Genomic DNA, 26,319 nt, shown 5'->3' with positions numbered 1-26,319 from the left:
GGCCGTTTGGTCATGAGGAGAAGCAGAGATGGCCGGCGGAAAAGAGATACGTAGTAAGATCAGCAGCGTGCAAAACACGCAAAAGATCACTAAAGCGATGGAAATGGTCGCCGCCTCCAAAATGCGTAAAACGCAGGAACGTATGGCGGCCAGCCGTCCTTATGCAGAAACCATTCGTGAAGTGATTGGTCACCTTGCGTTAGGTAATCTGGAATATAAGCACCCTTACCTGGATGAGCGTGAAATTAAGCGCGTCGGGTATCTGGTGGTGTCTACCGACCGTGGTCTTTGTGGTGGTCTGAACATTAACTTGTTCAAAAGGCTGCTTGCAGAGATGAAAGGCTGGTCCGAAAAAGGTGTCGAAGTTGATCTCGCCCTGATCGGTTCCAAAGCAGCCTCTTTCTTCGGCTCCGTGGGTGGCAACGTTGTTGCTCAGGTCACTGGCATGGGGGATAACCCTTCTCTGTCAGAACTGATCGGACCGGTAAAAGTGATGCTGCAGGCTTTCGACGAAGGTCGTTTAGACAAGTTATGCGTTGTCAGCAATAAATTCGTCAATACCATGTCTCAGGAACCACGCATCGTACAGCTGTTGCCTCTGCCACCGGCAGAAGACGGCGCACTGGCGAAAAAATCCTGGGATTACCTGTATGAGCCGGATCCTAAAGCACTGCTGGATACCCTCCTGCGTCGCTATGTGGAATCCCAGGTTTATCAGGGCGTCGTAGAAAACCTGGCCAGCGAACAGGCCGCGCGAATGGTAGCGATGAAAGCCGCAACCGATAACGGCGGCAGCCTGATCAAAGAGCTGCAGTTGGTATACAACAAAGCTCGTCAGGCCAGCATCACTCAGGAACTCACCGAGATCGTCGGGGGAGCCTCCGCGGTTTAAGCTAGGTTTACGAATTACGTAGAGGATTCAAGATGGCTACTGGAAAGATTATCCAGGTAATCGGCGCCGTGGTGGACGTCGAGTTCCCTCAGGATGCAGTACCGAATGTGTACAATGCTCTTGAGGTAGAAAACGGTACCTCCAAACTGGTGCTGGAAGTTCAGCAGCAGTTGGGTGGCGGCGTTGTTCGTTGTATCGCAATGGGTACATCAGATGGCCTGCGTCGCAATCTGAAAGTGAACAACCTGGAACACCCAATTGAAGTTCCGGTTGGTGTAGCGACTCTGGGTCGCATCATGAACGTATTGGGTGAACCAATCGACATGAAAGGTGAAATCGGCGAAGAAGAACGTCGTTCAATTCACCGTCCGGCCCCTTCTTATGAAGAGCTGGCGAACTCCCAGGAATTGCTGGAAACCGGTATCAAAGTTATGGACCTGATGTGCCCGTTCGCTAAGGGCGGTAAAGTCGGTCTGTTCGGTGGTGCGGGTGTAGGTAAAACGGTAAACATGATGGAGCTGATCCGTAACATCGCGATCGAGCACTCCGGTTATTCAGTGTTTGCTGGCGTGGGTGAACGTACTCGTGAGGGTAACGACTTCTACCACGAAATGACCGACTCCAACGTTATCGACAAAGTTTCCCTGGTCTATGGCCAGATGAATGAGCCACCAGGCAACCGTCTGCGTGTGGCACTGACCGGCCTGACCATGGCGGAGAAATTCCGTGATGAAGGTCGTGACGTCCTGCTGTTCATCGATAACATCTACCGTTACACCCTGGCCGGTACTGAAGTGTCTGCACTTCTGGGCCGTATGCCTTCTGCGGTAGGTTATCAGCCAACGCTGGCGGAAGAGATGGGCGTTCTGCAAGAACGTATCACCTCAACTAAAAGTGGTTCTATCACCTCCGTACAGGCCGTTTACGTCCCTGCGGATGACTTGACTGACCCATCTCCAGCCACCACCTTCGCTCACTTAGATGCGACCGTGGTACTGAGCCGTCAGATCGCGTCTCTGGGTATTTACCCGGCGGTTGACCCACTGGATTCCACCAGCCGTCAGCTGGATCCACTGGTTGTTGGTCAGGAACACTATGATGTGGCTCGTGGCGTGCAGTCCATTCTGCAACGTTACCAGGAACTGAAAGACATCATCGCGATCCTGGGTATGGACGAGTTGTCAGAAGATGACAAACTGGTTGTATCCCGTGCGCGTAAGATTCAGCGTTTCCTGTCCCAGCCATTCTTCGTGGCCGAAGTCTTCACCGGTTCTCCGGGCAAGTTCGTATCGCTGAAAGATACCATTCGTGGTTTCAAAGGCATTATGGACGGCGACTACGATCACCTGCCGGAACAAGCGTTCTACATGGTTGGCACCATTGAAGAAGCAGTGGAAAAAGCCAAGAAACTGTAACGCTAGTTTGTTGTGGTATTGAGAGAGGATGACATGGCTGAAAAAGCTTACCATCTGGATGTTGTCAGTGCGGAAAAACGTATGTTTGCCGGCATGGTACAAAAGATCCAGGTGACGGGTAGCGAAGGCGAACTGGGTATTTTCCCGGGGCATGCTCCGCTGCTCACCGCCATCAAGCCTGGCATGGTGCGCATTGTTAAAGAACACGGGGAAGAAGAGTATATCTATCTTTCCGGCGGCATCCTTGAGGTGCAGCCGAATGCAACAACCGTGTTGGCTGATACTGCAATCCGTGGGCAAGACCTCGACGAAGCGCGCGCGCTTGAAGCTAAGCGCAAAGCGGAAGAACATATCAATAGTTCTCACGGCGACGTTGACTACGCTCAGGCGTCAGCAGAACTGGCCAAGGCGATCGCGAAACTTCGCGTTATCGAACTGACCAGGAAAGCGATGTAAAGACATCAGTTTAAAAGGCGACCTTTGGGTCGCTTTTTTTTTGCCTTTAAATAAGCCAATTTCTAGCATTTGTCCGAAAGCGAAAAAGGGCTTTTAATGGAATACTTGCCGGATAAGTGGGCGTTTTACCCTCAGATTTTTTGCTGTAGTCTATAGCGTGTACAACCCTTACAGGCTGCGGCCTGCGGGTGGTTTTTGAAGCGAAATATGTAGTAATCCGACCATTGAACGGGTTATTTTTGTCACTCAAATTGGATTTGTCAGGTTACCTATGTCGAACAGCGCACTGAGTGTCGTGATCCTTGCCGCAGGCAAGGGGACACGCATGTACTCCAACCTTCCTAAAGTTCTTCATTCATTGGCGGGCAAGCCAATGGTGCAACACGTTATTGACGCGGCCACTCAGGTGGGGGCGAAAAACGTGCATCTGGTTTATGGCCATGGTGGCGACTTGCTGAAGAAAAATCTGGCAGGCAGTGATCTGAACTGGGTATTGCAGGCGGAGCAGTTGGGCACCGGCCACGCGATGCAACAGGCAGCGCCTTTCTTTGCCGATGATGAAGATGTGCTGATGCTGTACGGCGATGTCCCGTTAATTTCGGTCGATACGCTGGAAAAATTGCTCAAAGCCAAACCGGAAGGTGGCATTGGCTTACTGACCGTTGTGCTCGAAGACCCCACCGGTTATGGCCGGATTGTGCGTGAAAACGCCACGGTGACCGGGATTATCGAACAGAAAGATGCCAGCGAAGAACAGCTTAAAATTCAGGAAATCAATACCGGCATTCTGGTGGCTAACGGTGCCTCTTTGAAACGCTGGCTGAGCAAACTGAACAACAACAATGCGCAGGGTGAATACTACATCACCGATATTATTGCGATGGCGCATGCTGAAGGTCACCAGATCGCTACCGTACATCCTGCGCGCAACAGCGAAGTGGATGGCGTAAATAACCGTTTGCAACTTTCGCGTCTTGAGCGCGTATATCAGAGCGAACAGGCCGAGCGTCTGCTGCTGGAAGGCGTCATGCTGATGGATCCGGCGCGTTTTGATCTGCGTGGCGAGCTGTCTCACGGTATCGACGTGCTGATCGACACAAACGTGATTATCGAAGGCCACGTAAAACTGGGCGACCGCGTCAAAATCGGTACTGGCTGCGTGCTGAAAAATAGCGTGATCGGCGATGACTGCGTAATCAGCCCTTACAGCGTATTCGAAGACGCCGTGCTGGAAAGCGGCTGCACGGTCGGGCCATTTGCCCGTCTGCGTCCCGGCGCTGAGCTGGCTGAAAATGCCCACGTCGGCAATTTCGTTGAAATCAAAAAATCACGTTTAGGCAAAGGCTCTAAAGCCGGCCATCTTTCCTATCTCGGCGATGCTGATATCGGCGATAACGTGAATATCGGCGCGGGCACCATCACGTGTAACTACGATGGCGTGAACAAGAGCAAAACGATTATTGGTAACGATGTTTTCGTCGGTTCTGACACCCAGCTGGTGGCGCCGGTGAGTATCGGTAACAACGTGACCATCGCGGCGGGCACTACAGTCACGCGCGATGTTCCCGACAACGGTTTACTGTTAAGCCGGGTGCCTCAGGTGCATAAACCTGACTGGCAAAAACCGGTGAAGAAATAATAAGCATTACATAATAATCCCCAACTTCTACAAGGCTCGGGGAACCGCAGGTACACCGGAAAACGGGGCTCGCGGATAAATCAGGTCAGGCATCAAAAAAGGTCCGAAAGACCTTCAATAGGAATAAAACTGATGTGTGGAATTGTAGGCGCAGTAGCGCAACGCGATATTGCTGAAATTCTGTTAGAAGGTTTACGCCGTCTCGAATACCGCGGTTATGACTCAGCCGGTCTGGCTGTGATTGATGCGGAAGGGAAGATGGGGCGTTTACGTCGTGTCGGCAAAGTACAGATGCTGGCTGATGCACTGGATCAACATCCTTTGCACGGCGGCACCGGTATTGCTCACACCCGCTGGGCAACGCACGGCGAACCTTCAGAAGCGAATGCCCATCCTCATGTATCTGATTATATTGCGGTTGTGCATAACGGCATCATCGAAAATCACGAGCCTTTGCGTGAATTGCTGATCGAGCGCGGTTACCGTTTTGATTCTGAAACGGATACCGAAGTGATCGCGCATCTGGTGCATTGGGAACAACTTCAGGGCGGCACGCTGCTGGAAGTGGTTCAGCGTGTTATCCCACAACTGCGTGGCGCATACGGCACCGTCGTGATGGACAGACGCGACCCGTCCGTTCTGGTCGCTGCGCGCTCCGGCAGCCCGCTGGTGATTGGCCGTGGCGTGGGTGAAAACTTCATCGCTTCAGACCAGCTGGCGCTGTTGCCTGTTACCCGCCGCTTCCTGTTCCTGGAAGAGGGTGATGTGGCAGAAGTTAAACGTCGCTCTGTCAGCGTGTATGACAAAAACGGTCATGCCGTTGAGCGCGAAGAAATTGAATCTAAAGTGCAGTATGACGCCGGTGATAAAGGTGTTTACCGTCACTACATGCAGAAAGAGATTTACGAACAGCCGCTGGCAATTAAAAACACCCTGGAAGGACGTTTCAGCCACGGTGAAGTGAACCTGAGCGAACTGGGTGAGAAAGCTGACGATATTCTGTCACGCGTTCAGCACATTCAGATTATCGCCTGCGGGACGTCGTATAACTCAGGCATGGTCGCGCGTTACTGGTTCGAAGCGCTGGCCGGCATGCCGTGTGATGTGGAAATCGCCTCTGAATTCCGCTATCGCAAATCCGCCGTGCGTCCGGGGAGCCTTATCATCACGCTGTCTCAGTCCGGGGAAACGGCTGATACGCTGGCTGCACTGCGCCTGTCTAAAGAGCTGGGTTATCTCGGTTCTCTGGCTGTCTGTAACGTTGCCGGTTCCTCGCTGGTGCGTGAATCCGATCTGGCGCTGATGACCAAAGCGGGCACTGAGATCGGCGTGGCTTCCACCAAAGCGTTCACCACTCAGCTTACCGTTCTGCTGATGCTGGTAGCGCGTATGGGCCGTCTGAAAGGCATGGCGCCTCAGGTCGAGCACGATATTGTTCACGCACTTCAGGCATTGCCTGCGCGTATCGAACAGATGTTATCGCTGGATAAAACCATCGAATCTCTGGCAGAAGGTTTCTCTGACAAGCATCACGCCCTGTTCCTCGGTCGTGGCGATCAATACCCGATCGCGATGGAAGGTGCGCTGAAGCTCAAAGAGATCTCTTACATTCATGCAGAAGCCTATGCAGCTGGCGAGTTGAAACATGGCCCGCTGGCGCTGATTGACGCCGATATGCCGGTGATCGTGATTGCGCCAAATAATGAACTGTTGGAAAAACTGAAGTCGAATATCGAGGAAGTGCGCGCCCGTGGTGGCCTGCTGTATGTCTTCGCCGATCAGAATGCCGGTTTCACCGACAGCGAAGGCATGAAAATCATCCAGTTGCCTCACGTTGAAGAGATTGTTGCACCGATTTTCTACACCGTTCCGCTACAGCTGCTGTCCTATTATGTCGCGCTGATTAAAGGGACTGACGTAGACCAGCCACGTAACCTGGCGAAGTCCGTCACGGTAGAATAAGACTCTGCTCCTTCCGTTGCTGAGCGCCCCTTGCGGGCGCTTTTTTTATTTCTGAGCAGCAACAGGGTATAGTCCGCCTTTAACTGAAAGGCACTGCTTAATGCTGACCACTCCTTCCGTTCGAATTAACAAATACATAAGCGATAGCGGCATGTGTTCGCGCCGTGACGCCGATCGTTACGTCGGGCAGGGGCTAGTCTTTATCAACGATAAGCAGGCAGGATTTGGCGCGCCAGTATTTCCGGGTGATGTGGTGAACGTGAATGGCCAACAGATCGGGCTGCGCGACCAGGATGACCTGGTGCTGATCGCCCTGAACAAACCGGTGGGGATAATCACCACAATGGATGACGGTCTGGCGGATAACATCGGTTTGCTCATCCGTCACAGCCAGCGCATTTTTCCTGTCGGGCGTCTGGATAAAGATTCGCACGGGCTGATTCTGCTGACCAATAACGGCGATGTAGTGAATAAGATCCTGCGCGCCGGTAATGATCACGAAAAAGAGTACGTGGTGACCGTTAACAAACCGGTGACCGACGCATTGATTCTCGGTCTGAGCGCCGGCGTCCCGATTTTGGGAACCGTAACGAAAGCCTGTAAAGTGATCAAAGAATCCGATGACGTCTTTCGTATTACCCTGGTGCAGGGGCTTAACCGTCAGATCCGCCGCATGGCGAAATATTTTGGCTATGAAGTCACACGGCTTGAACGCGTGCGGATCATGAATATCCATCTTGCCGCACTGCCGCCGGGGGAATCGCGCGAGTTAACCGGCGAGGAGCGGAGTGAGTTGTTCAGGCGTATCGAACATTCGGTTTCCGACCAATAATCGCTCTGAAAGCCCGTTTTACCCCCAAAAGCATCCCTTGTTTCCTCTGTATTGCCCACTTCGGTCCAATTGTGACCACTGTCATAAAACTGTCATATAACGTACATTTTACTGTCACCTAATTGTCCTATTTTCCTCCTGTGCCAAACACTTTAATTAACGTCGACATTAAGTCGGGAAGTTTAAAACCACCAGGAGTGGAACATGAAATTGATGCGTAACACCGTCGCCGGTTTTGTAGCAGCGACTTTTTCCCTCACAGCAATGTCTGCTTTCGCTGCCAGTAATCTGACTGGTGCTGGCGGTACCTTCCCTGCCCCTGTTTACGCCAAGTGGGCGGATGCTTACCAGAAAGAAACCGGCAACCAGGTGAACTATCAGGGCATCGGTTCTTCCGGCGGCGTGAAACAAATTATCGCCAAGACTGTCGATTTCGGTGCCTCTGATGCGCCGATGAAAGAAGAAGATCTGAACAAAAACGGCCTGTTCCAGTTCCCAACCGTGATCGGTGGTGTGGTACTGGCGGTAAACATCCCTGGGATCACATCCGGTCAGCTGACGCTGGACGGCGCAACGCTGGGTGATATCTACCTCGGCAAAATCAAAAAGTGGAACGACGCGGCGATCACTAAGCTGAACCCGGGCGTGAAACTGCCAGACACCAACATCGCGGTCGTTCGCCGTGCTGATGGCTCAGGCACCTCTTTCGTGTTCACCAGCTATCTGGCGAAAGTGAACAACGAGTGGAAAGAGAAAATCGGTTCAGGTTCTACCGTTAACTGGCCTACCGGTCTGGGCGGTAAAGGTAACGACGGCGTTGCGGCCTTCGTACAGCGTCTGCCAGGCTCCATCGGCTACGTAGAATACGCTTACGCTAAACAGAACAACCTGGCATACACCAAACTGGTTGATGCTGACGGTAAAGCGATTTCCCCGACGGAAGAATCCTTCAGCGCAGCAGCCAAAGGCGCTGACTGGAAGAAAACCTTCGCTCAGGATCTGACGAATCAGAAAGGTGATAACGCCTGGCCAATCAGCTCCACCACCTTCATCCTGATTTACAAAGACCAGGCCGATGCAGCGAAAGGCACTGAAGTGCTGAAGTTCTTCGACTGGGCTTACAAAAACGGCAACAAACTGACGACCGATCTGGATTACGCCGCACTGCCTGACTCTGTTGTTGAACAGATCCGCGCAGCCTGGAAAACCAACATTAAAGATTCCAGCGGTAAAGCACTGTACTAGGATCTGACCTTACGTCTGATATAGAGTACAAGTCTTCTGCTTCATTCCCTCTCCGGCCGGGGAGGGGATTAAATCTGAATTAAAAGAGAGTGGTATGGCTGAATACAAGCCGGCTATTAAGGCACCAAGCAAAAACGGTGACATCATCTTCGGCGCGCTGGTCAAACTGGCTGCGCTGATCGTGTTATTAATGCTGGGCGGTATTATCGTCTCGCTGTTTATTGCTTCCCTTCCAAGCATCGAAAAGTTTGGTTTATCCTTCCTGTGGACTAAAACCTGGGATGCCCCGAACGAACAATTCGGCGCACTGGTACCGATTTACGGCACCGTGGTGACCTCGATTATCGCCTTGCTGATTGCCGTACCGGTCAGCTTTGGTATCGCATTATTCCTCACCGAACTTGCCCCTAACTGGATGAAGCGCCCGCTGGGTATTGCTATCGAACTGCTGGCGGCGATCCCCAGTATTGTTTACGGCATGTGGGGGCTGTTCGTCTTTGCACCGCTGTTTGCGCAGTATTTCCAGACGCCTGTCGGTGACGTGCTCTCCGGCATCCCGATCGTCGGCGCCTTGTTCGCCGGTCCCGGTTTTGGTATCGGTATTCTGGCCGCCGGTGTGATCCTTGCCATCATGATCATCCCTTACATCGCCTCTGTGATGCGTGACGTGTTTGAACAAACGCCGGTGATGATGAAAGAGTCTGCATACGGCATTGGCTGTACGACGTGGGAAGTGATCTGGCGCATCGTGCTGCCGTTCACCAAAAACGGCGTGATTGGCGGTGTGATGTTAGGCCTTGGCCGCGCGTTGGGTGAAACCATGGCGGTGACCTTTATCATCGGTAACACCTACCAGCTCGACAGCGTCTCGCTGTATATGCCGGGCAACAGTATTACCTCGGCGCTGGCCAACGAATTCGCTGAAGCGGAAGCCGGTCTGCATACTGCCGCGCTGATGGAACTCGGCCTCATCCTGTTTGTTATCACCTTTATTGTTCTGGCGCTGTCGAAAGTGATGATTCTGCGCCTGGCTAAGAAAGAGGGCCGTTAAGATGACGACACTCGAAATGCAAAGCACACCTGAACTGCTGGAATCGCGCCGTAAACGCCAGGCATGGCGTCGCCAGAAGAACCGTCTGGCGCTGATGGTGTCGATGTTGACCATGGCATTCGGTCTGTTCTGGCTGGTGTGGATCCTGTTTACGACCGTAGTGAAAGGCGTAGACGGCATGTCGCTGGCGCTCTTTACCGAAAACACCCCGCCTCCGAATACCGCGGGCGGCGGTCTGGCGAACGCCATCGCAGGCAGCGGATTACTTATTCTGTGGGCGACCGTGATCGGTACGCCGCTGGGCGTGATGGCGGGAATTTATCTGGCCGAATATGGCCGTAAATCCTGGCTGGCGGAGTTTATTCGTTTCATCAACGACATTCTGCTTTCTGCGCCATCTATCGTCGTCGGCCTGTTTGTGTACACCATCATGGTGGCGAAAATGGGGCACTTCTCCGGCTGGGCGGGCGTTCTGGCGCTGGCGCTGCTGCAAATCCCGATTGTGATTCGTACCACCGAAAACATGCTCAAACTGGTGCCGGACAGCCTGCGCGAAGCGGCTTACGCACTGGGTACGCCAAAGTGGAAGATGATTTCGGCCATCACGCTGAAAGCGTCGGTTTCCGGCATTATCACCGGTATCCTGCTGGCGATTGCCCGTATCGCCGGTGAAACCGCGCCGCTGCTGTTCACGTCGCTCTCCAACCAGTTCTGGAGCACCGACATGATGCAGCCGATTGCTAACCTGCCGGTGACCATCTTCAAGTTCGCGATGAGCCCGTTCGGTGAATGGCAACAACTTGCGTGGGCGGGCGTGCTGCTGATTACGCTGTGCGTACTGTTGCTGAATATTCTGGCGCGTGTGATTTTCGCGCAGAAGAAACAATAATTCATTATTGAGGGCAGGCGATGTCGGCTGGCCTCACTGTTTTCCCTGCGTCGCGATGCGGCGCACGAATAAGAGAGATGTCTGAGAATGACTGACGCATCCAACAGCAAGATTCAGGTTCGCGATCTGAACTTTTATTACGGCAAATTCCACGCGTTGAAAAATATTTCCCTGGATATTGCCAAGAACGAAGTCACCGCCTTCATCGGCCCGTCAGGCTGTGGGAAATCCACGCTGCTGCGCACGTTCAATAAAATGTATCAGCTGTATCCTGAGCAACACGCGGAAGGCGAAATCCTGCTCGACGGCGAAAACATTCTGGTCGATAAGCAAGATATCGCCCTGCTGCGCGCCAAAGTCGGCATGGTGTTCCAGAAACCGACGCCGTTCCCGATGTCGATTTATGACAACATCGCCTTTGGTGTGCGTCTGTTTGAGAAGCTTTCCCGTACCGATATGGACGAGCGCGTGCAGTGGGCGCTGACCAAAGCGGCATTGTGGAATGAATCCAAAGACAAGCTGCACCAGAGCGGTTACAGCCTGTCCGGCGGCCAGCAACAGCGTTTGTGTATCGCGCGCGGTATCGCGATCCGCCCTGATGTGTTGCTGCTTGATGAACCTTGTTCGGCACTGGATCCGATTTCCACGGGCCGTATCGAAGAGCTCATTACCGAATTAAAATCCGATTACACGGTAGTGATTGTGACGCACAACATGCAGCAGGCTGCGCGTTGTTCAGACCGCACTGCGTTTATGTATCTGGGCGAACTGATCGAATACAGCGACACTGACTCGCTGTTCACTTCGCCAGCGCGTAAACAGACCGAAGATTACATTACTGGCCGTTACGGTTGAGGTAAGAAAAATGGATAACCTGAACTTAAATAAACATATTTCCGGCCAGTTCAATGCAGAGCTTGAACACATCCGCACTCAGGTGCTGGCAATGGGCGGGCTGGTTGAGCAGCAACTGACGGACGCTATCACCGCGATGCACAATCAGGACGCGGAGCTGGCGCAGCAGGTCATCAAAGGTGATGACAAAGTGAACATGATGGAAGTGGCGATCGACGAAGCTTGCGTGCGCATTATTGCCAAGCGCCAGCCGACCGCCAGCGATCTGCGCTTAGTGATGGCGATCATCAAAACCATTTCCGAGCTGGAACGCATCGGTGACGTGGCGGATAAAATCTGCCGTACCGCGCTGGAAAAATTCTCGCATCTGCATCAGCCATTGCTGGTCAGCCTGGAATCGCTGGGCCGCCACACCGTGCAGATGTTGCATGACGTGCTCGATGCGTTTGCGCGCATGGATCTCGACGAAGCCGTGCGTATTTACCGCGAAGACAAAAAAGTGGATCAGGAATATGAAGGCATCGTGCGTCAGCTGATGACCTACATGATGGAAGATCCACGCACGATTCCGAGCGTGCTGACTGCGCTGTTCTGCGCCCGCTCTATAGAGCGTATCGGCGACCGTTGTCAGAACATTTGTGAATTCATCTTCTACTTCGTGAAAGGTCAGGATTTCCGTCACGTCGGCGGTGATGCCCTGGATAAATTACTGACCGACAGCAAAGAGAAAAAAGAGTAACCGGTCAGTGACACAGTCCCAATGAAAAAGGCCTCCGTTGAGGCCTTTTTGCTGTCCGATCAGCGGGTTATTTCATGACGTATCGCAGTGCCACCATGACCGCCAGCTGGCGATAATGCGCGACCTGTAAATCCACTTCATCAGGATTTTCAAATAACGCGCCGAAGGTGTACTGATTAGCCACCTGGTGAACACACAAACTGCTGATCAGCCGGTGGACATCGCGCGCCTGCGCATCATCTTTAAACAGATGGCTCTGCTTTCCCCGTTCCAGAATATCTTCCAGCAAGGTTAACGCGGATTTATTGATCTCACGAATGCTGGTGGACTGACGGATAAAACGCCCGCGGAGCATGTTCTCGGTGGAGACAATACGGATAAATTCAGGGTGCGATACGTGGAAATCAAAACTGGCTTCCACCAGCTTCACGATGGCTTCCGCCGGCGGAAACGCCGATAAATCCAGCTCCAGCTCATGCTGGCGGATCTCACGGTACACGTGCTCCAGCACCAGCAAATACAGCGCTTCTTTGGTCTTATAGTGATAGACCACCATGCGTTTTGTGGTGTTGGCGTTGGCGGCGATATTTTCCATGCGCGCGCCCATCAGGCCCGATTCGGCGAACTCAGCCAGTGCGCTGTCGAAAATGCGCTGCTTCAGGCCTATCGGATCATTTTTACGTCCCGGCGCCGGGGAACTTTGGCTGCTCAGCGTCTTACCCTCATCGTTAACCACATTTACGCTCCAGAGATTAACCATTGATTCGCCCGGTTACAATCAGCCTGGCGACAATCCGTGCGTACCTGCCCGCAACACTTGACGAACGAGGGTTCAGGGTCCACTACTGTAAGAACCGAAACCTGATAAAAAGGACGCTATTTTGCCTGCAACTTCCCGATTACGTTCCATTGCGACGGTTTCTGTGCCCGGAACTCTGCCTGAAAAACTGAAGGCGATTGCCGCTGCCGGGTTTGATGGTGTGGAAATTTTTGAAGATGATTTACTGAAAAACCCGGTCAAACCGGTCGCTATCCGCAATCTGGCGGATTCTCTGGGATTGCGTATCTTCCTGCTGCAACCTTTTCGCGATTTTGAAGGCGTCGCGCCGGAAAAACGCCCTGAAAAACTCGCCAGCGCCCGGCGTCAGTTTGATCTCATGAGCGAACTGGGCTGCGATCATCTGCTGGTGTGCAGCAACACCGACGCCGACAGCTCTGCCGAACGCGAGGTACAGATTGCCGATCTGGCTGCCCTGGCCGACATGGCGCAGCCTTACGCTATCCGCATCGGCTACGAAGCGCTGGCGTGGGGGAAACACGTTAACCGCTATCTGCAGGCCTGGGATCGCGTGCGTGAGGTGAATCACCCGGCGCTGGGCATTGTCCTGGACAGCTTTCACGTGCTGGCCGTCGGCGATAATCTCGACCGGCTGGACGAGGTTCCGCTGGATAAAATCAGCTTCCTGCAACTGGCCGACGCGCCCTTCAAAGACATGAACGTACAGCAATGGAGCCGCAGTTACCGCTGCTATCCCGGACAAGGCGATTTACCGCTGGTGGATTTTGTCAGTACGCTGAATCAAAAAGGCTTCAGCGGGCCGTGGTCACTGGAAATCTTCAACGATAAAATCCTGCCGCTGGCGGATGGCCTGCGCTCGCTCACCGAGCTGGAAAAACGCATGCAGGCTTATCATCAGATCACCTCCGAAGACTGATTCATCGCCAATATGTCATTGCGGACGTGACATATTGGCGGTCATTCTGGCGCACAGGTCCCCGGGCTGACGACCTGTGCCGGGTTTATGCAGTGTCTGAACGCTTCGCTGAGTGCCTGAACGGCAGAGGGTAAAACTTATTCAGATGGTTGCGTGTTTATTCTGAATACATTGATGTGAGTTATGGAATCCGGCCCGAACGAGTGATGTAATCCTCCCCATCCAGTGCTGGCGCTTTTCCGCTAAAATCCTTAGGATACCCCCGATTGTTTTTCCCCCATTTTGGAACTCACACATGAGCACACCACACAGCAATGCGACCGGTGGTAAAGGACTGGCTGAGCGTCTGTTTAAACTGACCCAGCACGGTACGACGGTTCGCACTGAAACTATCGCCGGTTTAACCACCTTCCTGACCATGGTCTACATCGTTTTCGTGAACCCGCAGATTCTGGGTGTCGCGGGCATGGATAAACAGGCCGTCTTTGTGACCACCTGTCTGATTGCCGCCTTCGGCAGCATCCTGATGGGCGTGATCGCTAATCTGCCTGTCGCGCTGGCACCGGCAATGGGGCTGAATGCGTTCTTTGCATTTGTGGTGGTGGGCGCGATGGGCGTTTCCTGGCAGGTCGGGATGGGCGCGATTTTCTGGGGCGCGGTGGGTTTGCTGTTGCTGACCATTTTCCGTATCCGTTACTGGATGATAGCCAATATTCCGGTCAGCCTGCGTGTGGGGATCACCGCCGGTATCGGGTTGTTCATCGGCATGATGGGGCTGAAAAATGCCGGAATTATTGTGCCGAACCCGGACACCATTGTGACCATTGGTAACCTGACCTCGCACAACGTCCTGCTGGGTGTGTTGGGCTTCTTTATTATCGCCGTGCTGGCGTCGCGTAATTTCCACGCCTCTGTGCTGGTGTCGATCATTGTTACCACCGGCATTGGCCTGATGATTGGCGATGTGCACTACAACGGATTCTGGTCGATGCCGCCAAGTATCACCACCGTTGTCGGTCAGGTGGATCTGAAAGGTGCGCTGAACATCGGTCTGGCGGGCGTCATTTTCTCCTTCATGCTGGTGAACCTGTTTGACTCCTCCGGTACGCTTATCGGTGTGACCGACAAAGCCGGTCTGGCGGATGCGCAGGGCAAATTCCCGCAGATGAAGCAGGCGCTGTACGTTGACAGCGTGGCCTCTGTGGCTGGCGCGTTCATCGGCACATCCTCGGTAGGGGCTTACATCGAAAGCACCTCTGGCGTGTCTGTGGGCGGGCGTACCGGCCTGACGGCAGTGGTGACCGGTTTACTGTTCCTGCTGGTCATCTTCATTTCCCCGCTGGCGGGTATGGTGCCGGAATACGCGGCCGCCGGTGCACTGATTTATGTCGGCGTGCTGATGACGTCAAGTCTGGCGCGCGTGTCATGGGATGACCTGACCGAAGCGGTTCCGGCGTTCGTGACCGCGGTGATGATGCCGTTCAGCTTCTCGATCACCGAAGGTATCGCGCTGGGCTTCATCTCTTACGTGGTGATGAAACTGGGCACCGGCCGCTGGAGAGAAATCAGCCCGTGCGTGGTTGTGGTGGCCTTACTGTTCGTGCTGAAAATCGCGTTTGTCGACGCACACTGATTTTTATCACGATAAAAAAACAGCCCGCATTTGCGGGCTGTTTGCATTTCTGAGACAGGGAATTATTTGCTGACGCGGTGCGTGTAATCCGCAAAGGCAGTGAGCTGGCCTTTGAGGAAATCCAGCGTCCCCTGATCAATCACTTCACCGGTCTGCTCATCGACTTTGCTTTGGATCACGCCGCCCATGAACTCAGGTTTGTTCATCACCATCGCATCCAGGAAAACCAGAATCTGACGCAGATGATACTGGCAACGTGCTCCGCCTACCGGTCCCATTGAACTGGTCTGGATCAGTACCGGTTTACCGGCTAAAGGCTGGTCAGGCAGGCGTGAAATCCAGTCGATAGCGTTTTTCAGACCACCGGGCACCGAGTAGTTATATTCCGGCGTCACAATGATCACCCCGTCGGCCTGACGGATTTGTTCCGCAATGGCCTCGATATCGGCCGGAAACCCGTCTTCCTGCTGAATATCCGCATCGTAAAGCGGCGCAGACCCAATCGACGGCAGCGCTTCAATCGTGACACCGGCTGGCGCGACTTTCGGCAGCGAGCGGGCGACCATCGCGTTATAAGACCCTTTGCGAAGACTACCTAACAGTGTGACAAACTTCAGTGGCTGAGCTGACATGGTTAACTCCTGTTATGGATAACGTTTGGGTTCTACCTTAAACGAAAAACGACATGGCGATATATAAGGTTAATGAAAACATAGGTGAAGTTTTATTTAGCAGGCGGCAGGCTGATGAATTTCATGTAATGCGGTGATTCGGATTGCTGATCGACAGACAGGGTTTGCGTGCGGGTAAAGCCATTTTCCGGTTCATAACGCCAGCACTGCAAACGAATTATCGACGGCGACTGCGCGCACGCCCAGGTGATCGGCCCTTCGATGTCGCTCATCACCTGCGCCTCCGGCGTCACGGTAGAGCGCAATCGCCCCGAGGCCGGATTCAGACTCAGCGTCAGCGGATTCTGCTCATTCATCCCGGACATTTTCAACATGCTCTGACGGATGCACCACAACTGCAATGAAGACTCGATGGGATCGGACTGCATGGCAATCCAGGTTTTCTCGACGGCGGACAACTGCTCCTGCTGCTGAGGATTAACCAGCGCACTGCGGGCGTGAATGATTTCCAGATCCAGCCCCACTTTGCCTTCGCTGCTGATCAATACGCCGACCGTACTCCCGGCATAGGCCAGGCTGAAATCGGGAAGATCAGAAGATTCAAAACTTGGGCGACCGCTGGGCAAGGTAATGACGTTGGGCAGTTCGGGGATGCCGTAGAGATAGAAAATCATTTCTGCGAGCAGAACGCGCCCGTTCAGAAAGCGACGGCGCTGTTTTTCGGAAAGGTTTCTTGCGGATAATACGATGTCTTTGGGCACCCGGTGAGTATCAGGTTCTGCATCCGTTACTGCCCATCTTGCAAAATGGCACGCCATTGTTCACTCCATGATTAATGGTTCGACCATATTTTCTCAATATCAGATAAGAATAACATTAAGAGAAATCATTAAAAACTGATTAAAACCCGCGGCACACCACACTTATTTTACTTTTCCGAAAGATTTTCATAACGCTTTAGTGAGCGCTATCACGTATTTACCCTCATGGTGAGAAGAGATCTCATCAACACGATGTTCTGGTTTTTCACCCGGATGATCTGACCACCAGATATATCTACTATAGCAACATAAAGAAACATCAGAAAATGCCGTTAGTACTTAAGCAGCGATCTCGCTGCTTTGCCGGTGAGTACCCTAAAATGTTAAAAACAACACAATCTCGCTTTATCGCATTGATCAGCTTGTTTTTTATTGTGCTGATCATCGTTACGCTCATTGTTATCCAGGTCTTTATCGCACCCCAACTGAAACAAACCGAGAGTAAGTTGGTTGCCAGTCAGGTGGCGGATGTGGCGATCGCGATTAACGATCGCCTGAATAAAGTGGAATCACAGGTCCGTACCATCACGCAAACTGTCGCACAAATGGACAGCGACAGTATCGATCGCCTGCTGCCCGCGCTGGTCGATCAGTACGGTGATTCTGCTGTCTTTGGCGGTGGCATCTGGCCGTTGCCGAATCAGCGCGATCCCGCAAAAATCAAATTCAGCACCTTTTTTGCACGCAATAATAATAATCTCCTGACGGTTAACACTTTCTGGAACAGCGCTGAATCACCTAACTACTTTGATCAGTCCTGGTATCTGGCGGCGTCAAAAGGCCAAAAAGGACAATGTGTCTGGGCACCGGCGTATTTCGATGATGCCAGCACGCAGCCGCGCACTAACTGCGCCATGCCGATTTATAAAGGCGACAAGCAATGGGGCGTTGCCACCATTGACGTCACGCTGGGCTTCTTTAACCAGCTGGTGATCGCGATGGAGAAGAAGGTTAACGGTAAGATTTATATCGTTGAGAAAGACGGCACCATCGTTGGCACCAGCCACGTCAGCGATGAAAAACTGCCAAAGCTGGCTTCATTAGGCGAACAGTCAGCGCTGGTGGCACAAATCCGTCAGAGCTTTGACCAGATTGATAACCAGCCAGAACTGATGACTGATTACGACAGCGACGGCACGTCCCACACAATGTTCATGAGCAAAATTCAGGGACCGTGGTACATCGTCACGGACATGCCGACCAGCCAGTTGCTGACGCGCACGCACAGTATTCTTGCCAGCCTTGGCATGGTGCAAATCCCGATGGTATTGCTGTTGCTGATTGTACTGATTGTGGTCATCAAGATTTTCATGCGTCAGCTTGCTGCGCTGCATAAAAATATCAGCCAGCTTTCGGCGGGGGGCGCGGATCTTACCCGTCGCTTACCGGAAAGCCGCAGTCCGGAATTCAATGACATCAATCAGAGCTTCAACAGTTTCCTGTCGTTCCTGCAAACGATTCTCCGTCAGGTCGGCGACAGCAGTCTGGCCATTACCTCTGCATCACGGCAGATCGCCAGCGGAAATCTCGATCTCTCCGCGCGTACCGAGGAGCAGGCCAGTTCAATTGTTGAAACTGCCGCGTCAATGGAAGAGCTGACCAGCACGGTGAAACAGAATGCCGCTAACGCGGAAGGGGCCAACCAGCTGGCGCGCGAAGCCTCTGCCGTTGCTGAAAAAGGCTCGGAAGTGGTGAAACAGGTGGTTGAGACGATGGGGTCGATCACCCGTTCTTCACACAAAATCGTCGATATCATCAGCGTGATTGACGGCATCGCCTTCCAGACCAATATTCTGGCGCTGAATGCGGCGGTGGAAGCGGCCCGTGCCGGTGAGCAGGGGCGTGGTTTTGCGGTCGTGGCGTCCGAAGTGCGCAGCCTTGCGCAGCGTTCAGCGACCTCTGCCCGCGAAATTAAAAAACTCATCGAAGACTCGGTGGCGGATATTGCCACCGGCAGCCAGCTGGTGGCGACGGCGGGCTCCACCATGGATGAAGTGATGGGCGGTGTGAATAACGTGGCGACGCTGATGAATGAAATTATGTCGTCAAGTCAGGAGCAAAGCCTCGGCATAGGGCAGGTGAACGTCGCGATCACCCAGCTCGACAACGCCACCCAGCAAAACGCTGCGCTGGTGGAACAGGTATCAGCCGCCGCACAGGCGATGCAGGATCAAACCGTTCAGCTGCAAACCGTGGTTGCCGGTTTTAAGTTGTGATCCTCTAACGCGGGATCCGCTGATTTTTGCGCTGACCCCTTCAGCCCGGCATATTACTGCCGGGCTTTTTTAATTTTGCGCGATATATCCGGCAATCTGGCCGGAACCGTCGCACACTTAACGCACTGGCACGGCGGGAGAAGATGAATGAATGCGATACAGGGCGGATTTATCATGGTGATCTGCCTGATGTTTACCGGCGCTCATGCAGCAGCCAGCCCGGACCCTGCGCAAATCAAACGGGGCGAATACCTGTCGCGTGCCGGGGATTGTGCCGCCTGCCATACCGCACCTGGCGGTAAACCTTTTGCCGGCGGCCTGAAAATGCTGACGCCGCTGGGGGCCATTTACACCACTAATATTACCCCGGACGTCGCCACCGGTATTGGCAGCTATTCAGAAGACGACTTCAGTCGCGCATTACGTCTGGGCATTGCCCGGGATGGCCATCATGTGTATCCGGCGATGCCTTATCCTTCTTTCAGTAAAATCACTGACGCAGATATGGCTGATTTATATGCCTTTTTCCACTATCAGGTGGCGGCTGTCAGCCAGAAAAATCGCGACAGCGACATCCCTTTCCCCCTGAGCGTGCGCTTCCCGCTGGCGGTATGGGACAGTCTGTTTACCGTCCAGAAAATCGGGTATTCCGATCCGCAAAAAACCGCAGACTGGAACCGAGGTGCTTATCTGGTGCAGGGGTTAGGACACTGCGGCAGCTGCCATACGCCGCGCGGTCTGGGGTATCAGGAGAAGGCGCTGGATCAGACTTCACAGGATTATCTTTCCGGCGGGACGGTGGATGGCTGGCATGCACCCAATTTACGGGCAGATGCGACAACCGGGCTCGGGCAATGGAACGAAGCGGAAATCAGCCAGTTTCTGAAACTCGGGCACACCGACAGGGCGACGGCGTTCGGTTCAATGGCTGAGGTTATCCACAACAGCACGCAATATCTCAGCGATACTGACCGCCAGGCGATTGCCGTTTACCTGAAATCACTGCCGGCTGACGGAAATTATCGCGCGCAGGTTAATGATAATGCGACGACCATCGCGCTGGAGGCAGAAGACAGCACGGTGCCTGGCGCCAGGGTTTATCTGGATAACTGCCTTGATTGTCATCTTTCCAGCGGGCAGGGCGAACGTGGCCGTTATCCGCAGCTGGCGCAAAATCCGGTGGTGGTCAGCGACGATCCCTCCTCGCTTATCAATCTTGTCCTGAACGGTTCACCGGCACCGGCGACGCAGTTCGACACGAAAGCGGCTAAAATGCCGGGCTTTTCTGCCGGGCTGGACGATCGGGAGATTGCCGACGTGGTGACCTTTATCCGCCATGGCTGGGGAAACCAGGCCGGAGCGGTCAGCGCCGCGCAGGTGAAAGCGATGCGCAAACTCACCACGACATCAGGCCAGAGCGGTCAGTAATCTGCCTGTTCCGCAAAGAAGGTGATCAGACTGGTCAGCTTCGGGCGCGGCCTGAAATCGGGCAGATAGACCAGACTGATGGGTCTGGGAACGGGGACAAAATCCTCCATCACCGACACCATCCGTCCGCAAGCCAGATCGTCGGCCAGTAACACCTTCGGTTGCAACAGCAGTCCGGCATCCTGCAAGGCGGCGCAGCGCAGAGCGTTTCCGTCGTTGGAGATATAGCGGCCGGACAGCGGCCATTTCGAGGTGCTGCCGTCGGTGTTGGTCAGCTTCCAGCCGTCGCTGTGATTCCAGACGGCATGGATCAGACATGAGTGATTTTTCAGTTCTTCCGGCGTGGCAGGTGTTCCATATTTTTTTAAGTAGGCCGGCGTGGCACAAATTACCATTTCATAAGGCTTCATTGGCCGCGCGACCAGCCGGTCATCACCCACCGGCCCGATGCGGATCGCCGCGTCATACCCTTCCTCAATCAAATCCACACGGGCGTTGCTCAGTGTCAGCTCGACCTGCACATGCGGAAATGCCTCCAGATAGCGCGCAAGTAAAGGCGATACCACGTTCGCCCCCAGCGACACCGGCGCGCTGATGCGCAGCAGCCCGCTGGGAGCGGTTTGCAGCCCTTCCACGGTACTTTCTGCCCACTTCACCTGCTCCAGGACGCGTTTACTGTTCTCGTAGAAAACAGCGCCCGCTTCAGTCAGGTTCTGCTTACGCGTGGTTCGCTGCACCAGACGCGTACTCAGATGCCGCTCCAGCTGCTGAATATGTTTGCCGACCATCACGGCAGAAATACCCAGCTTCTCCGCCGCCGCGCTGAAATTTCCGGTTTCAGCCACGGTCACGAAGACTTCCATATTCCGTAATTTATCCATATTGCTAACCTGTGGTTAGTTCAGAGTGAATAATCGTTCTATATATCTAACCTGAAGTTTGGTCAATGATGTTCCTGTCACCAACTGAGGAGCACATGATGAAAATTTTAGTGATTGGCGGGACGGGAACATTAGGCAAAGCCGTGGTCAGCGAGCTTGAGACAAATCATGACGTGATCACAGCGGGGAAGACTCACGGGGATTTTCAGGTGGATATCACCGATGAAAGTAGCGTAAAAGCGCTTTTCAGCAATACCGGTAAACTGGATGCGATCATCGCGACCACCGGCAGTCTGCATTTTGGCCCGTTGACCGAAATGGCGGCTGAACAGTTCAACACCGGTCTGCAGGACAAACTGCTGGGGCAGGTGCGCATCGGTCTGATCGGCCAGCACTTCCTGCATGATGGCGGCTCGATCACCCTGACCAGCGGCATTATCGCCGAGGAACCGATCCGTCAGGGCGCCAACGCCACCACGGTGAATGCTGCTGTGGAAGGTTTCGTGCGCGGCGCTGCCATCGAATTGCCGCGCGGGATCCGTATCAACGTCGTCAGCCCGACGGTTGTCGAAGAATCGCTGAAAAGTTACGGCCCGTTCTTCCCCGGCTTCGACGCCGCACCGGCCGCACGAGTGGCAAAAGCCTACCGACGCAGTGTCGAAGGTGCCCAGACAGGCCGCGTTTATAAAGTGTGGTAATCCGCGTCGCACTGAAGACAATAAAAAACCCACATTTTGCAATGTGGGTTTTTGTGTTTCGGCGAAGAAGAAATCACTTACCGATACAGAAACTCGAGAAAATACGGCCCAGCAAATCGTCAGAGGTGAATTCGCCGGTGATTTCACTCAGCGACTGCTGTGCCAGCCGCAGTTCTTCCGCCAGCAATTCCCCCGCCCAGGCGCCTAACAGCTGATCTTTGCCCTGAACCAGGTGTTGTGCGGCGTCTTCCAGTGCGTGCAGATGACGGCGGCGGGCAAGGAATCCCCCTTCCATATTGTGATTAAAACCCATGACCTGTTTCAGATGATCGCGCAGCAAATCGACGCCATCCCCGGTACGGGCGGAAAGGCGAATCAGTGAGTGGCCATTCACTTCTGTTTGCCCCAGCGCTTCGCCGGTGATATCGGCTTTATTACGCACCACCACGATAGGCAATGTGGCAGGCAGGCGGGCCATAAACTCCGGCCAGATATCCGCAGGTTCAGTGGCGGCTGTTGTCGTGCCATCGACCATAAACAGCACTAAGTCAGCCTGTTCGATCTCATTCCAGGCACGTTCGATACCAATGCGCTCTACTTCGTCGCTGGCTTCACGCAGACCGGCGGTATCGATGATATGTAATGGCATACCATCCAGATGAATATGTTCGCGCAGCACATCGCGGGTCGTCCCGGCAATATCGGTCACGATCGCCGCTTCGCGGCCAGCTAAGGCATTCAGCAGGCTGGATTTTCCGGCGTTCGGACGCCCGGCAATCACCACTTTCATCCCTTCACGCAGCAGGCTGCCCTGACGCGCTTCTGCGCGCACTGCGTCCAGATCGCCCATCACCGTATTGAGTTTGGCTTCAATTTTACCGTCGGACAGGAAGTCGATTTCCTCATCCGGGAAGTCGATAGCCGCTTCGACAAAGATCCGCAGGTGAGTGAGTGCTTCCACCAGATGATGAATACGGTTAGAGAATGCGCCCTGAAGCGAGTTCACCGCTGAACGCGCGGCCTGCTCTGAGCTGGCATCAATCAGATCGGCAATCGCTTCGGCCTGTGCCAAGTCGAGCTTATCGTTGAGGAAAGCGCGTTCAGAGAATTCGCCCGGACGCGCAATACGCACGTTTTCCAGCGCGATGATGCGTCTGAGCAGCAAATCGAGAATGACCGGCCCGCCGTGGCCTTGCAGTTCCAGCACGTCTTCGCCGGTAAAGGAATTTGGGCCGGGGAACCATAGCGCGATGCCCTGATCCAGCGTGCTGCCGTCTGCATCCTGAAACGGCAGATAATCGGCATAACGCGGCTTTGGCAATTTACCTAAGACAGCCTGTGCCACATCACGCGCCGCACGGCCGGAAATGCGCAAAATGCCCACACCACCGCGGCCGGGGGGCGTTGCCTGGGCAATAATGGTATCTGAGGTGCTCATAGCAATTTTCTCTGTTGGTCTTTTTACGGATATGCAAAAGGCGGTCAAATGACCGCCTTTGTCTTTTTATCACCAAGTTTAGCTGTCAGGAAGAAACCCGCCCTGACATTAACTTATGACTTTTTCTTGTCGCGGCTGTGCAGGCCACGTTTTTCCAGCCCGCGATAAATCAGCTGCTGCTGGAGAATGGTAACCAGGTTACTGACGATGTAGTACACCACCAGACCAGACGGGAACCACAGGAAGAACACGGTGAAGATGACCGGCATGAAGGTCATGATCTTCTGCTGCATCGGGTCAGTGACGGTGGTCGGCGACATCTTCTGAATGAAGAACATCGTGATACCCATCAGAACCGGCAGAATGTAGTACGGGTCTTGCGCTGACAGGTCATGGATCCACAGGATGAACGGCGCATGACGCAATTCAATGGAACCAGACAGCATGTAATACAGTGCCAGGAAGATAGGCATCTGAATAACCAGCGGCAGACATCCGCCCAGCGGGTTCACTTTCTCAGACTTATACAGCGCCATCATTTCCTGACTCATGCGCTGTTTGTCATCACCGATACGTTCACGCATGGCGGCCAGTTTCGGCTGCAGCATACGCATTTTCGCCATCGACGTGTACTGTGCGCGGGTCAGTGGGTACATGATACCGCGGACAATAAAGGTGATTACGATGATTGAGAAGCCCCAGTTACCGACAAACCCTTGAATGAATTTCAACAGTTTGAACAGTGGCTGAGAGATGAACCATAACCAACCGTAGTCAACCGTCAGATCCAGGTGAGGCGCGATAGCCGCCATTTTGTCCTGAATTTCCGGGCCAACCCACAAGATGGAAGCAACTTGTTGCTGCGCACCTGGTGCAACGGTAAACGGCGTGCCTTTAAAGCCAATCGTTGAGATACCGTTATTGGTGGTGGTGAAGAAAGTATTGGTGTCTTTCGCTGACGGGATCCATGCAGTCGCAAAGTACTGCTGCAGCATTGCAACCCAACCGCCCTGAGTGGTGACATTCAGCACTTCGCTCTTATCGAACGCGTATTTCTGATATTTGTCATCGCTTGAGGAGTATGCCGCGCCGCGGAACGTGTGCAGAGCAAAGTTATTGCTTCCGGTATCACGGTGCTTAGGCAAATCGGTGGTTTGTTTCAGCTGACCAAACATCGTCAGATCAAGCGGGGTAGATGTGGTGTTGTTGATGTTGTATTCAACGTTAACCGCATAAGAACCGCGTTTGATCACGAAGGTTTTGGTGTAAATCGCCCCGTTTGCCGCCGTGTAAGTCATCGGAATGCGCAGTTCAGACTGACCTTCGGTCATCGTGAAGGTATCCGAGCTGGTCTGGAACAGAGGACGTTCGCCGTTCGCCGGATTATCTGGACCGTTTTTACCTGTCAGACCGCTTTGTGCCTGATAGATGAAATTAGGAGTGGTTTCCAGCAACTGGAATGGCTGGTCAGAACCCAACGTCGTAGGGTAAGCCTTCAGCAGAGCCTGCTCAATGTCGCCACCACGGGTGTTGATTGTTAATGACAGCACATCACTGTTAACTGTAATTAATTTGCCCTGTCCGCTACCAGGAACAGCCTGGTTAGCAGCATCACCGTTTGCAGTGTTCGCAGTCTGTTGCGTGGTCTGGTTGGCCGGTTGCGGAGCGTGGTCCGTTTGCCATGCCTGCCAGATCATGAAAGACACGAACAGCAGAGCGATGAGGAAAAGATTGCGTTGCGAATCCATCGTTAGAGTTCTCTGTTATTGTCGGTTTTCGGCGGTACGGGGTCATCACCACCTGGGTTCAAAGGATGGCATTTTAATACGCGTTTCAAAGTCAACCAACTGCCTTTTAACACGCCAAAACGACCAATTGCTTCAATACCGTATTGAGAGCAGGTTGGTCGAAAGCGGCAATGCGGCCCGAGCAAGGGACTGATGAACAACTGATAACCACGTATCAGTTTAATCAGGATGCGGGTGCCTGTCGGCAATGTCGACGCCATAATTTCTCCAACGCTTCCGTCAGCGCGCGATTGTCTAAATCGGCGACACCCTTCTTGGCTACTACCACAAAATCCATCGCCGGCAACGCATGCTGATTCAGTCGGAAACTCTCGCGGGTAAGGCGTTTGATCCGATTGCGTTCATGAGCGCGTTTGACGTGTTTTTTTGCGACGGTAAGACCGATGCGGGGATGCCCCAGCTCGTTCAGGCGGCCGAGTATCGTAATTTGCGGCGTGCCAGCCCGTTGTGGCTGCTGGAAGACGAAAGTGAAATGACGGGGAGTTAACAAACGTAACTCCCTGGGAAAAGCGAGCTTAACCACTAATTCGATTAGCTTTTATTACTTGGAAGCAGCTGACAGACGAGTACGGCCTTTCGCACGACGGCGGGCCAGAACCAGACGACCATTTTTGGTTGCCATACGAGCACGGAAACCGTGGGTGCGGTTGCGCTTCAATACGGACGGTTGGAAAGTGCGTTTCATAGCGATTTCTACCTAAACTTAAATTATTACTGATCAGTAAACGCGAAGACATGTCGGCGAAAATACGACCGATGCCCTTGTCGCAACATATAAAGAAGCGGGATTGTAATAACTGTACAGTCCTGAGTCAATTTAGATTGCCAGAAAGGGTCCAAATGTTTACCAGAATGGCCTGTGGTCACACCGCAAATCCATCTGGTTATGACCATCAGGAACACAGGCTTGACACATAGGGCTGAGAATTATACGGACTCTGATATAAATCGCAAGGATCCTCGGGCGATCCTTATCCACAGGGCTGAGATCTTGTGCGCAAACTGATGAAAAATGCCTCAGCGGAGTCCTATTTTTTCACCAGAGTGATGATTACATCGTCTAATTATAAAAGG

23 protein-coding genes and 2 pseudogenes are annotated in these 26,319 nt (G+C 53.4%); 16 read left to right on the top strand and 9 right to left on the bottom strand.

Features of this window, described 5'->3' with window-relative positions; all coding sequences use genetic code 11:
* Nucleotides 1-28 precede the first annotated feature (28 nt).
* From atpG to phoU, 11 genes and pseudogenes are all read left to right on the top strand, one after another.
* Nucleotides 29-892: a F0F1 ATP synthase subunit gamma gene (gene atpG / locus ACQZQY_RS04980; protein WP_056775955.1), complete on the top strand. Its 864-nt coding sequence runs from the start codon at nucleotides 29-31 to the stop codon at nucleotides 890-892.
* Nucleotides 893-924: 32 nt separating this feature from the next.
* Nucleotides 925-2,307, top strand: a complete 1,383-nt coding sequence (atpD, locus tag ACQZQY_RS04975) for a F0F1 ATP synthase subunit beta (protein WP_056775954.1) — start codon at nucleotides 925-927, stop codon at nucleotides 2,305-2,307.
* Between the two features lie 33 nt (nucleotides 2,308-2,340).
* Nucleotides 2,341-2,763 (top strand): F0F1 ATP synthase subunit epsilon, encoded by a 423-nt coding sequence (locus ACQZQY_RS04970; protein ID WP_056775953.1) that lies wholly within the window; start codon nucleotides 2,341-2,343, stop codon nucleotides 2,761-2,763.
* A 271-nt stretch (nucleotides 2,764-3,034) separates the two neighbouring features.
* Nucleotides 3,035-4,402 carry a bifunctional UDP-N-acetylglucosamine diphosphorylase/glucosamine-1-phosphate N-acetyltransferase GlmU gene (gene glmU / locus ACQZQY_RS04965; protein ID WP_431296714.1) on the top strand — a complete coding sequence of 456 codons (1,368 nt, stop codon included), beginning with the start codon at nucleotides 3,035-3,037 and terminating at the stop codon, nucleotides 4,400-4,402.
* Between the two features lie 132 nt (nucleotides 4,403-4,534).
* Nucleotides 4,535-6,364 (top strand): glutamine--fructose-6-phosphate transaminase (isomerizing), encoded by a 1,830-nt coding sequence (gene glmS, locus ACQZQY_RS04960; protein WP_122097124.1) that lies wholly within the window; start codon nucleotides 4,535-4,537, stop codon nucleotides 6,362-6,364.
* Nucleotides 6,365-6,464: 100 nt separating this feature from the next.
* Nucleotides 6,465-7,190: pseudogene (gene rluF / locus ACQZQY_RS04955) on the top strand (23S rRNA pseudouridine(2604) synthase RluF); the annotation flags it as partial.
* Between the two features lie 210 nt (nucleotides 7,191-7,400).
* Nucleotides 7,401-8,441 carry a phosphate ABC transporter substrate-binding protein PstS gene (gene pstS / locus ACQZQY_RS04950; RefSeq protein ID WP_122097126.1) on the top strand — a complete coding sequence of 347 codons (1,041 nt, stop codon included), beginning with the start codon at nucleotides 7,401-7,403 and terminating at the stop codon, nucleotides 8,439-8,441.
* Nucleotides 8,442-8,535: 94 nt separating this feature from the next.
* Nucleotides 8,536-9,492 carry a phosphate ABC transporter permease PstC gene (pstC, locus tag ACQZQY_RS04945; RefSeq protein ID WP_056775946.1) on the top strand — a complete coding sequence of 319 codons (957 nt, stop codon included), beginning with the start codon at nucleotides 8,536-8,538 and terminating at the stop codon, nucleotides 9,490-9,492.
* A gap of 1 nt (nucleotide 9,493) precedes the next feature.
* Nucleotides 9,494-10,381, top strand: a complete 888-nt coding sequence (pstA, locus tag ACQZQY_RS04940) for a phosphate ABC transporter permease PstA (RefSeq protein ID WP_056775945.1) — start codon at nucleotides 9,494-9,496, stop codon at nucleotides 10,379-10,381.
* A gap of 87 nt (nucleotides 10,382-10,468) precedes the next feature.
* Nucleotides 10,469-11,236, top strand: a complete 768-nt coding sequence (pstB, locus tag ACQZQY_RS04935; RefSeq protein WP_013577692.1) for a phosphate ABC transporter ATP-binding protein PstB — start codon at nucleotides 10,469-10,471, stop codon at nucleotides 11,234-11,236.
* 10 nt (nucleotides 11,237-11,246) lie between these two features.
* The gene (gene phoU, locus ACQZQY_RS04930) at nucleotides 11,247-11,975 is read left to right on the top strand and encodes a phosphate signaling complex protein PhoU (RefSeq protein ID WP_056775944.1); all 729 of its coding nucleotides are present in this window, start codon (nucleotides 11,247-11,249) and stop codon (nucleotides 11,973-11,975) included.
* Between the two features lie 67 nt (nucleotides 11,976-12,042).
* Here phoU and ACQZQY_RS04925 read toward each other — a convergent pair whose 3' ends face one another.
* The gene (locus tag ACQZQY_RS04925) at nucleotides 12,043-12,735 is read right to left on the bottom strand and encodes a TetR family transcriptional regulator (protein ID WP_431296713.1); all 693 of its coding nucleotides are present in this window, start codon (nucleotides 12,733-12,735) and stop codon (nucleotides 12,043-12,045) included.
* A gap of 121 nt (nucleotides 12,736-12,856) precedes the next feature.
* Here ACQZQY_RS04925 and ACQZQY_RS04920 point away from each other — a divergent pair.
* Together ACQZQY_RS04920 and ACQZQY_RS04915 are read left to right on the top strand one after the other, a co-directional pair.
* Nucleotides 12,857-13,660, top strand: a pseudogene (locus tag ACQZQY_RS04920) (sugar phosphate isomerase/epimerase family protein); the annotation flags it as partial.
* 325 nt (nucleotides 13,661-13,985) lie between these two features.
* A complete protein-coding gene (locus ACQZQY_RS04915) occupies nucleotides 13,986-15,323 on the top strand; it encodes an NCS2 family permease (protein WP_056775940.1) in 1,338 nt (445 codons plus the stop codon).
* A 62-nt stretch (nucleotides 15,324-15,385) separates the two neighbouring features.
* Here ACQZQY_RS04915 and ACQZQY_RS04910 read toward each other — a convergent pair whose 3' ends face one another.
* Nucleotides 15,386-15,955 (bottom strand): NADPH-dependent FMN reductase, encoded by a 570-nt coding sequence (locus ACQZQY_RS04910; RefSeq protein ID WP_431296712.1) that lies wholly within the window; start codon nucleotides 15,953-15,955, stop codon nucleotides 15,386-15,388.
* A 92-nt stretch (nucleotides 15,956-16,047) separates the two neighbouring features.
* Complete coding sequence (locus ACQZQY_RS04905; RefSeq protein WP_122097131.1) at nucleotides 16,048-16,773, bottom strand: 4'-phosphopantetheinyl transferase family protein; 726 nt, start codon at nucleotides 16,771-16,773, stop codon at nucleotides 16,048-16,050.
* A 323-nt stretch (nucleotides 16,774-17,096) separates the two neighbouring features.
* On the opposite strand from ACQZQY_RS04905, the gene ACQZQY_RS04900 reads away from it, so the two are divergent.
* On the top strand, nucleotides 17,097-18,992 hold the full coding sequence (locus ACQZQY_RS04900; protein ID WP_431296711.1) for a methyl-accepting chemotaxis protein: 1,896 nt from the start codon (nucleotides 17,097-17,099) through the stop codon (nucleotides 18,990-18,992).
* A 147-nt stretch (nucleotides 18,993-19,139) separates the two neighbouring features.
* Nucleotides 19,140-20,420: a c-type cytochrome gene (locus tag ACQZQY_RS04895; RefSeq protein ID WP_431296710.1), complete on the top strand. Its 1,281-nt coding sequence runs from the start codon at nucleotides 19,140-19,142 to the stop codon at nucleotides 20,418-20,420.
* On the opposite strand, the gene ACQZQY_RS04890 is transcribed toward ACQZQY_RS04895, so the two are convergent.
* A complete protein-coding gene (locus ACQZQY_RS04890) occupies nucleotides 20,414-21,301 on the bottom strand; it encodes a LysR family transcriptional regulator (RefSeq protein ID WP_217204190.1) in 888 nt (295 codons plus the stop codon). The two genes, ACQZQY_RS04895 and ACQZQY_RS04890, sit on opposite strands and share 7 nt — an antisense overlap.
* 98 nt (nucleotides 21,302-21,399) lie before the next feature.
* On the opposite strand from ACQZQY_RS04890, the gene ACQZQY_RS04885 reads away from it, so the two are divergent.
* Nucleotides 21,400-21,999, top strand: coding sequence for a short chain dehydrogenase (locus ACQZQY_RS04885; RefSeq protein ID WP_217204282.1), 600 nt, complete (start codon nucleotides 21,400-21,402; stop codon nucleotides 21,997-21,999).
* A gap of 73 nt (nucleotides 22,000-22,072) precedes the next feature.
* Here ACQZQY_RS04885 and mnmE read toward each other — a convergent pair whose 3' ends face one another.
* From mnmE to rpmH, 5 genes are all read right to left on the bottom strand, one after another.
* Nucleotides 22,073-23,437 carry a tRNA uridine-5-carboxymethylaminomethyl(34) synthesis GTPase MnmE gene (mnmE, locus tag ACQZQY_RS04880; protein ID WP_056775924.1) on the bottom strand — a complete coding sequence of 455 codons (1,365 nt, stop codon included), beginning with the start codon at nucleotides 23,435-23,437 and terminating at the stop codon, nucleotides 22,073-22,075.
* A 113-nt stretch (nucleotides 23,438-23,550) separates the two neighbouring features.
* Complete coding sequence (gene yidC, locus ACQZQY_RS04875) at nucleotides 23,551-25,185, bottom strand: membrane protein insertase YidC (protein ID WP_056775922.1); 1,635 nt, start codon at nucleotides 25,183-25,185, stop codon at nucleotides 23,551-23,553.
* A 2-nt stretch (nucleotides 25,186-25,187) separates the two neighbouring features.
* Complete coding sequence (gene yidD, locus ACQZQY_RS04870; protein WP_072158102.1) at nucleotides 25,188-25,445, bottom strand: membrane protein insertion efficiency factor YidD; 258 nt, start codon at nucleotides 25,443-25,445, stop codon at nucleotides 25,188-25,190.
* On the bottom strand, nucleotides 25,409-25,768 hold the full coding sequence (gene rnpA, locus ACQZQY_RS04865) for a ribonuclease P protein component (RefSeq protein ID WP_072158101.1): 360 nt from the start codon (nucleotides 25,766-25,768) through the stop codon (nucleotides 25,409-25,411). Before rnpA ends, yidD begins: the two co-directional genes overlap by 37 nt.
* A gap of 18 nt (nucleotides 25,769-25,786) precedes the next feature.
* Nucleotides 25,787-25,930 carry a 50S ribosomal protein L34 gene (gene rpmH / locus ACQZQY_RS04860; protein WP_072158100.1) on the bottom strand — a complete coding sequence of 48 codons (144 nt, stop codon included), beginning with the start codon at nucleotides 25,928-25,930 and terminating at the stop codon, nucleotides 25,787-25,789.
* Nucleotides 25,931-26,319 lie beyond the last annotated feature (389 nt).

Origin of the sequence: Rahnella sp. PAMC25559, assembly GCF_050632365.1 — a bacterium.
Lineage (GTDB): Bacteria > Pseudomonadota > Gammaproteobacteria > Enterobacterales > Enterobacteriaceae > Rahnella > Rahnella rivi.
This window is presented reverse-complemented; position numbering and strand designations above follow the sequence as displayed.